Origin of the sequence: Tunturiibacter gelidiferens (assembly GCF_014201335.1) — a bacterium.
GTDB classification, from domain to species: Bacteria; Acidobacteriota; Terriglobia; order Terriglobales; family Acidobacteriaceae; genus Edaphobacter; species Edaphobacter lichenicola_E.
Map to the genome: position 1 here is coordinate 327,317 of NZ_JACHEB010000002.1, position 12,456 is coordinate 339,772.

Here is a 12,456-nt window from a genome sequence, read left to right on the forward strand (position 1 = left end):
CTGCGCGGTCTTGCAACAGGAAAGAAATGAGGACAACACGATGGCAGACGATAAGACATTTCCAACGACTACGCGTCAGCTTTCAGTCTCCCTTCCCACTGAACGTACAAATGTTTGTGTCGGAGCCGACACCTATTCGATCGTTCTTAAAGGCACAGATACGGACGATAAGTTCTCTTTCATGGACATGCTTATTCCACCCGGCGGCGGCCCAATGCCACATGCCCATGAGTGCGAAGAGATGTTTTACGTCATGGAGGTAGAGGTGGCTGTCTTCTGCCACGATCGGCGCACCTTGGCGACGACTGGTTCAGCGGTAAACATTCCAGGCTGGGCTCCTCATGTCTTCCATAACCTCAGCACTGTGCCGGCGCGACTCTTCTGTGTTGTTGCGGCTGCGGGCCTGGAGCGAGAGTTCCTGGAGATCGGTCCGCGTGTCGCGACGCGCACAACCCCTCCTCCTCCGGTCTCCTCTGAAAAGAAAGCCGAGATGAAGAAGAAGATGCCTGAGATCGCGAAGAGGTACAACGCACGAATCCTTCCCCCGGATACGTTCAACCACTTAATGAGCAAAGAAGAATTGAAGTTGGTCGCAGCGGCGGACGGCGAGTGAGCATACGGAAGAGGCTTTGCTACGCAGTAGTACAGACGCTCAAAGGGAGCCGCTCTCGGTAAGAGTGGCTGCACTTCTACCGAGAGAACTCTGCAACACCACAAGGTCCAAAAAAGTTCATTGGAGACATCATGACTAGATTCAAAGACAAAGTTGTCATTGTGACGGGGGCCGGCTCTGGAATTGGAGCAGGTACGGCGCGTCGCTTTCTACAGGAAGGCGCATTTGTAGTCCTCAATGGACGGCGTAAAGAGAAGCTGCATGAAACTATCGCGGGCTTTGATGCGGCACAGTCACTTATCCATCCTGGAGATGTCTCGGATGAAGAGTACGTGAAGCGACTCGTGGAAGATACGATCACTAAGTTTGGCAAGCTGGACGTGTTGGTCAACAACGCGGGGATAGCCACCTTCGGTCCGTTCGCGCAGACCACCACAGAGCAGTGGCGGAAGACGATGGGGACTGACCTCGACAGCGTGTACTTCGCGTCTCGCGAAGCATTGCCTCACCTCTTGAAGACCAAGGGCTCAATCGTCAATCTCTCCTCCGTATCGGGTTTAGGCGGAGACTGGGGGCTGAGTGCGTACAACGCGGCAAAGGGCGCCCTCACGAACTTCACGCGCGCCCTGGCGTTGGAGTATGGCTCGCGCGGCGTGCGGATTAACGCCGTGGCGCCTAGTCTCACCACCAGTGAAGCCACTGCCGACCTTGAGAACAGCCCAGCGGTCATGACAGCGTTTACTGATCGCCTCCCGCTCGGCAGAGCCGCTACGCCGGATGAGATCGCAGGCGTGATTGCGTTTCTAGCGAGTGACGATGCGGTCTTCGTAAATGGAGTGGTTCTGCCGGTCGACGGCGGCCTCAGCGCGTCCAACGGCCAACCTAACTTCCTTTCGCTTCTGGCCAAGTGAAAGGCAAACTCATTCGCGAAATTACAGGGAGACCATCATGCAAACACTTCAGGAAGATTACTGTACGGCTTCGTGGTTGGTAGACCATCCATTCAGTGCGGAAGACCAAATTGCGATGGCCGCCATGCGCGCCATCGTCGAACCTAATAAAGGCAAGCTTCAGGGTATTGCAGCTCGAGTTCCGTTCGACGCAATCATGGAGCACGTCGCTGCGCCTGCGGGCGTTGTCTACGAAGCTGGGCGTGTTGGAGGTGTTTCGGGATGGTGGTGCCGGCCTGAAACAGCGCGGCCCGGTCAGGCCGTCATGCACATCCATGGCGGGTGGTTCAACTGGGGCTCTGCACATGCGTTTCGCCATTTGGCAGGCCATATCGCTGCTGGTGTGGGGGTAGCGGCATTTGTGCCTGATTACCGGTTAGCTCCGGAGCATCCATTTCCTGCTGCTGCCGAAGACGTGCGCGCCTGCTACTTCGGTCTGGTTGAGCAAGGTTTCTCGAAGGTCGCCATCACGGGCGACTCTGCCGGCGGCACCCTGGCGATTGGGTTGCTCGTGCATCTTGCGGCGGATAGTGCTTTTGGCGTTGAAGCGCTGGCCGGTGGAGTGGCGCTCTCGCCGGTGACCGATCTAGCTTTCTCCGGAGAGAGTTGGTCGACACGCGCTCTTGCCGATCCATACTTTACCCAGCCTCAAGCCGCCGAGTTGGTGGGTTCCTATCTGGACGGGGATGATCCGGCAGATCCAAAGGCCTCGCCGCTTTACGCCGATCTGAAGAACCTGGCTCCGATCCGTGTGCATGTCGGCAACGACGAGGTGTTGCTTGATGATTCCATCCGCTTCGTCGAGGGTGCGGTCGCGGCCGGGGTGGATGCTCGACTGGATTTATGGGAAGGGATGGTCCACGGGTATCTGGGAGGCTTGGGACGCCTGGCAGCTTCGACCGAGACCCTTCAACTCATCAGTGAGTTTCTGAACGACCGATTTGCCAGGGCGGCAAAATGAACGGCAAACGGAATCGCTTATAGACAACGGAAGGGGGAATAAGAAATGTATGACCATGTAATTTGGCCTCTCCCATTTGACCCGAAGACCTCGGCGATCTACGCGCTCAACGATATTGACGTGAACGCGCCGCCTCAAGTGGTGTGGAAGCTACTCGTCGACGCCGAGAATTGGTCGAGTTACTTTCCTGCCGAAGATCAGGTCAAGATCCTGACCGGTGAGCAGGAACTTGAGCTCGGAACCAAATACAGCCGGGTGACCGTTGGCTTTCCCATGCATCTCATCGTGACTGAATACGTGCCCGGCCGCAGGCTCGCGTGGTCGACACTTGTGGACGACGACGAGACCGGTTCGAGCGCCTATCACGGCTGGATCATCACTCCAACGGACACAGGCTGTCACCTGCTGAGCGAGGAAACGCAGCAAGGCTCCTTCTTCCTCGAGGAACTCGGGCGCAAGAATCCCGGTGCGCTCTACCGCTATCACCAGGAATGGGTTGAAAGCCTTGCTCGCGCCGCTAAGGCTCGGGCGCCCCACGCGGTGAAAGGAGATAAGACAATGGCGAAAACTGACATCGAGAAAGTTTTGACGATATTTCACGGCATCAGCGCCGGGGATGTAGACGTTGTGACGCAGCACATCGACCACAAGCGATTTGTGCAACACAATCCGTACGCGACCGACGGTGTAGAAGGGCTGACGCAATTCATCAATCAGTCGCCGCGTGACCAACTGCAACTGACCGTGGTACGGGCATTCCAGGATGGGCCCTACGTCGTTACCCAGGCTAAGGGGAAGCGATCCGGACGAAACGTCTTCTTCGACATTTTCAGGTTTGAGGATGGCCTGGTTGTCGAGCACTGGGCTTTCTCCGCCATGGACGCTCCTCCCAATCAGAGTGGACACACCCAGACCGACGGCCCAACTGAGGCAAAGCGCTCAAAGGACACAGAGAAGAACAAGTCGATTGTCCGGGAGTACTACGAGACCATTCATGTCTCTGGGGATCACAGTAAAATTCCGCACTACTTTCACGGAGATCTTTGCATCCGCCACGAACCCGGTGTTCTCGATGGAGTCACCGCATTCAAACGTGACCTCGAAGAACTCACGGAACACAGAAGCATCGAAGAGATCAAGTTTGTGTTGGACAGGGAGACTTCGTTTTCATAGCTGCCAAAGGATCGCATGAGAGCGAGCCTTGCCTCTACATCGACCTATACCGAGTTGAAGACGGGAAAATCGCAGAGCGGTGGGGATTCCCCGAAGAACCTCCTCCTCATCAGGAATGGAAAAACAACAACGGCATGCTCTAACTCAGGTACGGCGTCGGCTTCTATTTACCGATCGCCTCTAGTCAGGCGGACGAATAACCGGGGCTTCTCGTACAGTTGCCTACCGTGAAGCCAGTCTCCCGTATCACTGAAGAATTCCATCTGATATCCAATAGCTCTGAGTCCAGTACAGAATATCGTTGTTAGTTCAGCTCAAAATGCAGTCTCCAGTACGAAATAGCGTTTAATCTGACAGACTGTGTCAAATACAACGCTAATTCGTACTGAACAACGCTAAATCGTACCAGTACAAATAGCGTTGCACGCGGCCAGCCAGATTGAGGGTTATGGCGAACGCGTCAAATCTCTTGCCATGGCATCCGCGACGTCTTGACGATGAGATTCTGTCGTCCTGGATGCTTAGAATTGCCTCCGGTAATGGGATTTCTGTCAGAAGTCTTTGCGCGTGGCTTGGAATCGACGACGATTGGGTTCGGGAAATAGATTCGATGGATCCCTATAATCCGCTCGTAAACCATATTGCAGAGGCGGCTGGAGTAGAGAACGAGATTGTTGTTAAAAGCCTTCCTTCCGGCCTTTACGGACTGTTTGGGGAATCCATTTCCTCCACAGACTGGTCCTGGAATCCGCAGTGGCGCCTACGAGGAGGTACGCCACCAAACAATTTGGGCAACCAGTATTGTCCCATCTGTCTTCGGAAGTTCGGGCACTATCAGCTTTCATGGACTATCGCCGTCTATAGTTGTTGTCTGCAGCACAAGTGCTTCCTTCGAGATCACTGTCCTCATTGCGGAAAGACATTTCTAGGTGCAGCCCGGTTTTTCGACTCGTACACGGCTAATCCAAAGAGAGATCTTCAACTCTGCGCATATTGCGGCAGATCAGTCGTGAATCATGAGCCATACGAGTTAGCAGATGAGAAAACTTTGAAACTCACCTACATGCTGGACTCGTTGGTAAGGAAACCAGCCTGTGTTGACTACTTTGAAGTGTTGGTCAGACTTCTTCATGTTATGTGCCGTCCTTCTGCCTTAGCGAAGCACATGAGATCACAAATGCTGCCTAAGTCACATCAGATCACATCTAGATATTGGAGTGGCACTCCGCATAACTTCGAATATCTCGACGTGAAATCTAGAGCTTTTATGCTCCAGGCGGTAGTGAGTCTCTTCGCTGACTGGCCAGATTATTTAGTCGATGTCCTGAGATCGACGAATGACCTCCATCATTTACACCACTTGTTTATGCACAAATCCCTACCAAACTGGTACGAGAGTGCGGTGAGAATCGCAGCAACAAGGAACCGTTGTCCTAAGCCTTCCGACAGGGAGCAGTTTCTCCATACCGCGATACAGCAGGGTTGGGTGACAGCTGTTCAGTTCGCGAAAAGGACTCGTGATTCTGGGCGTTTTCTTCATTTAGAGTCTGCGTAACGCCTATGTCCGGGAATCACAACTCTGGCAGTTGAACTCGCGATCAGGATGTCCTTAATCAGCTACAGTCTTCTGTAGCTAGCGAAGCCCGAGGCCGAGAAGTCACCTGGCCCGAATGCTGGTTGCAATGAGATGCTGTCACCGAATGCAACGTTATGCTGCCACTGGCGGCATTCCCGATGCACTATTATCCTGCCACCGATATGATGAAGTCCTGCCGTCCGGTACAACCCAATCTTGCCACTTGAATGGAAGCGGTCTCGATCGCCAAATCCAGCGCTCCACGACCCTATGGCGACTCCGGTCGGAGCAACAGGCAGTAAGGTGCGGTTTGCCCGTGATTCGGGAGTAGCGACAACTTCAGATAGGTCGACTCTATCAACCTAAAGTTGATGAATACCAGTGTCTGGACGGCAGATCTGATTCCGGTCTATTGCTTGGAAAGAAGTGCGGAGGACGTGGATAACCGGTCTCTTCCGTGGATCAGAATGCGCCCCGACCGTAGTACCCTCAAGATTATGGGACGCGCAAGAGCGGACAAACACTTCAACCGGATTCTCGGTTCTTCCTCGCGGATTCCGTTGGTCAGATTTGGGGCACGCGGAATTGGCACAATTCAGCATCGCGGTCTGATTAAATGCAAGCTAGCTCATGGGCAAGGTTATAGTCTTGTCGTCCCCGATATATTGTTTTTGGGTCCGCGCGCGAGGCACTGGTTTCAACCTCTTACTTTTGGCGCGACAATCATCGGAAAACTGGACGACGACAGTCACTGCCAAATTTATGTTGATGTATCGGGTGGCCATCGTGTAAGAGTTGATTTTCGGATACAAGATTTTGTTCGACAGTTGCCGGACGGGTCGGAACTGTATCGTTGCAGTCTGACTGGTCCGCAAGATCTCGCCAGTTACCGCACGGGCCTGTCAGGTCTGGGTGCGAGTTCTGTGCCCTATCTTCAGTTGTTCCATCACACCTCTCCTGACGCCAAGCAGAAGATCGAAGCGTCGGGAGAATTCTGGGGCAGTCGATGGAACATTCAAGGCACCCACAAAAAGCTCACGAACATCGCATACGTCTACTTCACTCCCGTGGATACTATCAATCAGCCTGACGATCTAAAGCTTATTGCGATGGCATCTGATGGAATTCTGCCGTTCATAATCGACGACTTCGAGCTTCCGTCCATACTAGTGGGAGATGATTGGAAGAGTGGACTGAAGGGCAAATTCATCGAAGTTCCTGTTTACCGAGCCTCAACAGAAGGCCGAACCGTCAAGATATCGGTCAAGGTGGAAAGTACACTTCTATCGCCGCAGCATTTGCTCCGTCACGCGCCAACAGCTGGCGAAGTGTGGTACGAAGTAGCAACACATTCGTCCAGAGGGTCGGAATGATGCCATCATCGACGCTGAAGCTCTCAGGCGACATTATCGAAGCTGCATCAGTAGAAACGAAACAGCTTGACTACATAGTAGTGGGTGATGCGACAACCGTTGACGGACTTGCCGCGCCTTATGATGAGGAAGAAACCCCCTATATCTTAAAGATCGAGCGTCCTGATACCGGGAACAACATCCTCGATTTCTGGGTCAAACATGCGAACAAAGATCTTTACTCGGTTAAGAATTCAGAGATAGGAGCATTCGAAGTCGTCGGCTAAATGATTGGTCAACACTTAATATTGGCGAATAAACCCTAATTGCTTCTGTTGAGTTCGTTTTTGTCCACGTTTGATATCAGTATCGATAAAATGCGCTTCTCGTCATCTGACTCCCGGTTTGTCGGCACCCTTCCATTGCCCGCCCGAACGGCCAACGACGGGTAAGGTGCGGGTTGCCCGTCAACCGCTAGCGTTTCTGAATGCTCGAACCGAGCCCTTTCCCGAAGGGCTCGATGACATCTTAATGCCAGAATCTCGTTTACGTGTGTCGGCGATCTAAGGTTGCTCTTTGAGGCGAGGACGCACAATGGTGCGATAGCTCAGGCCTTATTGCTCACTAAGACTTAGATACCGTTCCATATTGTTAAGGCGCGCTCGGCCTTTTTCGGAACCCTCGGCTAAGTTTTGAAGATTCTGGAACAACTCGGGAAGATTGTTTATTCTCCGGAATTCTTCGATATGCCGGCGTACCTTGGCGAACTTGAAGTACATTTCGGGGCAGGCATCGTAGACGAGGTCTTCCTCGAGGGCTCCGTGAAAAACCATAGTGGCAACCATGTCTCAGTATCCGTAGACCTGCAGAACGTAAGCCGTCTGTTGATCGGCTGCAGCCATCACGGAAAGAAAATCTTCCAAAGAGCGAGGTGAGAACTTTCCGCCAACGTAACTGCGTGCGGAACGCGGCTTCCCGTTTGAGGATAAGGCACCTCGCTCGACTGTAGCTCAACTCCACCGCTCAGGTCACAGAACAAGAAAACGGGGAGCCGGTTGAACAGGCTCCCCGTATAGACCATACAGTTTCGTTAGAAGGTGATGGTTCCTTTTAATTGGATGAGACGAGGTGAAGCATCGCCACCGAGGAAAGAGCCAAGAATCGAAGTCGGTGAGCTGACAGTGGTAGTGATCGCACCGAAGTTGGCATTATTGAGGTCGTTGATTGGGGTACCGAAGTTCGGGTGATTGAAGAGGTTGAAGAACTGGGCTCCCACCTGAAGGCGGCCGGTATCCGTGTGAGGAATTGGAATCTTGAAACCCTTCAGGATGCTGAAGTCGGTATCCGTGTAGGAAGGTGCAACCGTTTGGTTACGCCGCCCCTGTCCGAATGCTGTGGGATCGACGAAGTTGCCAGGATTCGCAATCGCACACGGATTTGCTGCTACGCCGGTTGCGTTGTTGAAAACTGCACTGCCGCCGCAGCTCTTGACCCCGTTGACCTGGGCTGCCAGGAAACCAGGGAAACCCGGACCGCCGAAGTTGGAAGCCTGCAAAGCGCTGTCGACAACAGAGAACGGGAAACCGGTATGGTGGAAGACCGTACCGCTCACCTGCCAGCCGTCTGTCAGAAACTTCGGACCACGGTAGTAAGGCAGCGTATAGACGTACGACGCGGTGATGTTCTGTCGTGAATCGTAGTCTGCGTTGCCATAGTTCTGTCTCAGGTTGTTTGGGTTGATGGGAGTCAGATAATTAGCTCCAACTAAGCCGAGGCCCAGAATGCCGCCGTTCGAAATCTCGTCCAGCGCATGACTCCAGGTGTAGTTGAAATTGAGCGTCAGCGATTTCGTGTGACGAGAGACGCCGACGAGGAAACCGTTGTAATTCGAGATCGCACCATTCCCAACTTCATTGACTGCGCCGAACGAGGCGTTCGGAATGGTCGTCGGAAGTCCGGTAAAGTTGATCGGAGTTACCCCGTTGAAGCCTGGACTGCCGTTATTCACCCCGAATGCGTTCACGCTCTGGTTTTGAACCGGCTCATGATATCCGTGATTGCCGACGTAGGCGAGAGAGAGGACCGTCTGCTTTCTCGGATCAAGCGCATGCTCTACTTGAAAGCTGTATTCCTCATAGGTTGGGTAGTGCAACTTGCCCGCGGCCGTCACTATTCCAGGCGCGGCGAAGCCGGGAACGCTGCTCGAAAGCGTGTCGAAACTCGCGCCGCCCTGGAACCCAGCCTGAAAGGCCACGCTGGAGACGTTTGACATGGTTTGACCGCTGGCTGGATTGCCAGGATTTGGACTGATAAAGCTGCCATTTTTCTCGGGTCCGTTCAACGTGAAACCAACATTGGTAGGTGCATTGTTCAGGAAGTTGTCCGCCACGGTCGCGGGAAATACGTCAGTGAACAGACCAAAGCCGCCGCGGACCACCGTGCTGCTGTCCGGGCCGAACGGCGACCAGGAGAAGCCGACACGCGGATTCACCGTGATGGATTGGAAGGCGGGGAACGCCTGATGTTTGCCACTCGTCAACAGGGTCGTATAAGCAGTTGCAGTGCTCGTATTCAGAGAATTGAAGGCACCGTTCGTATAGGCATAGCAGTTTGTACCGCAAGTCGGGTTAGAGTCGTGCTCCAGGCGGACCCCAGCGGTCAAGGTCAAATTCTGGCGGAGCTTCCATGTGTCCTGGCCATAACCTGCAAGGTTATAGAGACCAACAGGCTGGGTGTTCCGGAGCGGATACTGCTGAACATATTGTTCCAGCCCCATTCCGGCTGCGAAGTCCCCGTTCTCGTCAGCTTCGACTCCGGGAGTCGTATTGATAGAGGGGCTGTAGTCCGTTACATCATCGCGCCGGAAGTAGCCGCCGAACTGGATGGTATGACGGCCATGGGTGATGCTCACGTCGTCGCTGAATTGATAGTTCGTTACGTTGCGGCCCTGTGGCCAGTTGTTGTCCTCGCCGCCCAGGGTGGTAAAACTGCCCCCAAAGTCTGTAAAGTTGAGCGCGTAAGGAACAAGCGCGTTGGCTGCAGCAAGGTTAGTGTTCGTAAACACAGCGCTATACCAGATCACACCGAACAGAAACTGGTTGGTAATCTTTGAATTAATGACATGTGTCTCTCCAAGGGTCCCCTCAAACGATGGCTGAGGGCTGTCCGCATTGAAAATCGGATTGATAGGATCGGTGTAGGTCGCTTGTACACCCTTGTCCCACTTGAAATGGCCGAAGGCCGTATCTTTATCGGTAAGCTTCAAATCCACTCGAGAGGTAAGCAGGAACTCGTGCGTGAAGTTTCCTGCCGTCGAGGTATAGGACAGCGCATTCGGGTCGGTGAGGGACTGCGTTGCCGTCGAATAGCCGGGGGCGTTTTGATAGACGCTGAATAACTGCTTGTAAAACGCCTGGTCTGCCACGGGAGCGCCAGCAATCGCTTTGGCGATGTAAGCCGGGTTGGGCGCAAACACGGTGCTGGACGATGGCAGCACCACGCGCAGACCTTCATAGTTGACGAAGAAGAAGAGGCGGTCCCTGATAATCGGCCCGCCGAATCTTGCCGCAAACTGATTGACATTGTCGAAACTCCGAGGGGTCAGAGTCGGGGTCTGGTTGCGGAAGTAGTCGTTCGCATTGAGCACGCTGCCATTCCATTGGTAGACGGCATTGCCGTGGAACTTGTTCGTTCCCGAGAGCGTGATCTCGTTCACCTGGGCGCCGCCGAGGCCACCGAATTGAGCGCCGTAAGCGTTCGATACCACATTGACCTCGGACACCTCATTGTTGCCAAGCAGCAGGTTCGAGGCACCGGAGTTACTCAGGTTCAGAAATGGATCGTTCTCGTATGAGCCATTCAAGGTGAAGGTATTCGAGGTCGCGGGTAGACCGAAGACGGAGAAGTTTCCGTCGCCGCCGGACGTATTCATAATCGCACCCGGAGAGACCTGGGCCACAAATGTCAAATCGTTTCCAGGATTAGGCAAGCTCTGCACCTGGGCTTGGGAGATCGAGGTGGAGATGTCGGCGTTCTCTGTATGGAGCAGCGACGCGGTATCACTCGACACTTCGATCGTTACATTGTTTGAACCCACCGCCAGGTGGAGGTCACCGGAAGCTATCTGGCCGATCGCTACGGTCACGGTGGTCGACGACGTCTCGAAGCCACCAGCCGTAACGGTGATCCTATAGTCGCCGGGTTTGAGCAACGGGGCACGGTAGCCGCCGTTGGAACCGGAAGTTAAGGTTTGCGTGAAACCTGTATCGCTGTTCGTTACGACAATCTTCGCATTTGGAACAACGGCGCCTGATGCATCCGTTATAACTCCCGCAATATCACCGGAGGTAGTTGATTGAGCACATAAGATAGTTGGGGTGCTTAAAACACAAATGGCGCCCGATACCGTCAACGCCATGCCTACAAGAAATTTTAGGGGCCCTTGAACTTTCATGGTTCTGTGAAAGGCAATTCACGAACCATTCAGGGTCGGCCTACAACTTTAGTTACAAACCACAATATATGTGTAGCTTGAGTGATGATGTTTATCGCACGCCTCGAAAATCAGTCGATTAGGATATCCACACATTGAAATATTCGTTTTCGTCACTCAAGTATCTCTGCTCCACCTTTCAGATACCAGATACCAGCCGGGCTAGTGACCCCAAATAACAGGAAAAGTTTCGGGAGTTAAAGGCAGGCGGCGAAATTTCGCAAATTCTGTGTTCAAGATGTCTACTAACTGTTTCTTGCAGGTCAAGTTACAGAGGAAATATACTTTCCGAACGCATAGTTATACACCGATAAAAAATCCGTAAATAAGTACATGTTTTTCCCTGAAATACATAAAATGGAATCGCTGACTAGGTTCAATGACTACTAATGCAGGTGACGGGGCAGCCACGTCTCGGATCCTATGTACGGCGGGACTTCAGCGAACAGGCGCCGCAGTCGCCAGCCGACTTCACAGGCGCAAGGGGATAGTATCCCGGATAGCTCGTGACACGGTAGCAAATCTTAGCATTGGTTCGTGTTCCGGGTGGATTGTCGGCTATCCGCACCTTACTCTCCCTGGACGTCGTCCTGATCGAACCGCAACTGCGGCACGCCGTCGGCGTGGATGATATTTTGCACACCAGGTGGCAGCATAACGTTGCATTCAGTGGGCAGCATTCCATTGCACTGGGTGGCAGCATAACTTTGCACTGGGTGGCAGAATTGATTTCATTTCAGCACGAACATCTTCGGACCCTAACGCATCTCGGTTACGACGATACAATCGGCTTCTGTGCCCCGAAGAAGCGGATGGGCGAGCCGCTATCGAAACGCTAGAATTCCTGCTGGAAACGCCGTACCGCTAAAGCTCTCCATCCAGCCCGAGCTACTGAGCACTGGCGTCCCAAGATTGGGCATACCTGCAATCAAAATGGCGGACGGTCCTGACCGGACCATCGGCCACAGGCTTCTCTACCAACAAGACCTCCACCACGAGATACCGGGCCTCCTCAGACTTTAGGTTCGGTTTCGATTGAACTGCCGGGCGAAGGAAACCAATCGTTGAGGAGGGCTGTCGAAATCCTTAAGCAAAGCGCCATATCGTACAGCTTGCGACTCCCAAGCCAACGTCAAGCTGTAACGCTAGATGATTCTTGTCCATGAGCAGTCTAGCGTTCTTGGTGAACCGATCCTGCATGTAGGCTTTCATAGTTGCTCCAGCGACGTCGCGTTGTTCGTCCATTCCGAGTCGGATTGGATCAAGCGCGCCCTCGACAGAGAAGGCAACAACAAAATCACGTACGGTAGCATGAACGACTCGATGAAAATGAACCTTT

General features: G+C 53.4%; 9 protein-coding genes. 7 read left to right on the forward strand and 2 right to left on the reverse strand.

The features are described from left to right. The first annotated feature begins 40 nt into the window (after positions 1-40). The 7 genes from HDF14_RS05175 (at position 41) to HDF14_RS05205 (ending at position 6,912) form a co-directional block, all read left to right on the forward strand. A complete protein-coding gene (locus HDF14_RS05175; RefSeq protein ID WP_183974199.1) occupies positions 41-613 on the forward strand; it encodes a cupin domain-containing protein in 573 nt (190 codons plus the stop codon). A gap of 131 nt (positions 614-744) precedes the next feature. Beyond that, positions 745-1,524 (forward strand): SDR family NAD(P)-dependent oxidoreductase, encoded by a 780-nt coding sequence (locus tag HDF14_RS05180; RefSeq protein WP_183974201.1) that lies wholly within the window; start codon positions 745-747, stop codon positions 1,522-1,524. 37 nt (positions 1,525-1,561) lie between these two features. Continuing rightward, entirely contained in the window at positions 1,562-2,524 is a 963-nt protein-coding gene (locus tag HDF14_RS05185; RefSeq protein ID WP_183974203.1) for an alpha/beta hydrolase, read from the forward strand. 45 nt (positions 2,525-2,569) lie between these two features. Further along, the gene (locus HDF14_RS05190; RefSeq protein WP_183974205.1) at positions 2,570-3,697 is read left to right on the forward strand and encodes an SRPBCC family protein; all 1,128 of its coding nucleotides are present in this window, start codon (positions 2,570-2,572) and stop codon (positions 3,695-3,697) included. Between the two features lie 448 nt (positions 3,698-4,145). After that, entirely contained in the window at positions 4,146-5,252 is a 1,107-nt protein-coding gene (locus tag HDF14_RS27410) for a TniQ family protein (protein WP_183974207.1), read from the forward strand. A gap of 392 nt (positions 5,253-5,644) precedes the next feature. Further along, entirely contained in the window at positions 5,645-6,646 is a 1,002-nt protein-coding gene (locus HDF14_RS05200; protein WP_183974209.1) for a hypothetical protein, read from the forward strand. Then, positions 6,643-6,912: a hypothetical protein gene (locus HDF14_RS05205; RefSeq protein ID WP_183974211.1), complete on the forward strand. Its 270-nt coding sequence runs from the start codon at positions 6,643-6,645 to the stop codon at positions 6,910-6,912. Before HDF14_RS05200 ends, HDF14_RS05205 begins: the two co-directional genes overlap by 4 nt. A 327-nt stretch (positions 6,913-7,239) precedes the next feature. Here the strand turns inward: HDF14_RS05205 and HDF14_RS27820 are convergent, their stop codons facing one another. After that, the gene (locus tag HDF14_RS27820; protein WP_423247782.1) at positions 7,240-7,470 is read right to left on the reverse strand and encodes a DUF4760 domain-containing protein; all 231 of its coding nucleotides are present in this window, start codon (positions 7,468-7,470) and stop codon (positions 7,240-7,242) included. Between the two features lie 245 nt (positions 7,471-7,715). Beyond that, on the reverse strand, positions 7,716-11,042 hold the full coding sequence (locus HDF14_RS05210) for a TonB-dependent receptor (RefSeq protein WP_183974213.1): 3,327 nt from the start codon (positions 11,040-11,042) through the stop codon (positions 7,716-7,718). Positions 11,043-12,456 lie beyond the last annotated feature (1,414 nt).

Coding starts and splice junctions, on each gene's coding strand:
- HDF14_RS27820 (WP_423247782.1), bottom strand. CDS start 7,470: ATGGTTGCCACTATGGTTTTTCACGGAGCCCTCGAGGAAGACCTCGTC.
- HDF14_RS05175 (WP_183974199.1), top strand. CDS start 41: ATGGCAGACGATAAGACATTTCCAACGACTACGCGTCAGCTTTCAGTC.
- HDF14_RS27410 (WP_183974207.1), top strand. CDS start 4,146: ATGGCGAACGCGTCAAATCTCTTGCCATGGCATCCGCGACGTCTTGAC.
- HDF14_RS05190 (WP_183974205.1), top strand. CDS start 2,570: ATGTATGACCATGTAATTTGGCCTCTCCCATTTGACCCGAAGACCTCG.
- HDF14_RS05210 (WP_183974213.1), bottom strand. CDS start 11,042: ATGGCGTTGACGGTATCGGGCGCCATTTGTGTTTTAAGCACCCCAACT.
- HDF14_RS05180 (WP_183974201.1), top strand. CDS start 745: ATGACTAGATTCAAAGACAAAGTTGTCATTGTGACGGGGGCCGGCTCT.
- HDF14_RS05185 (WP_183974203.1), top strand. CDS start 1,562: ATGCAAACACTTCAGGAAGATTACTGTACGGCTTCGTGGTTGGTAGAC.
- HDF14_RS05200 (WP_183974209.1), top strand. CDS start 5,645: ATGAATACCAGTGTCTGGACGGCAGATCTGATTCCGGTCTATTGCTTG.
- HDF14_RS05205 (WP_183974211.1), top strand. CDS start 6,643: ATGATGCCATCATCGACGCTGAAGCTCTCAGGCGACATTATCGAAGCT.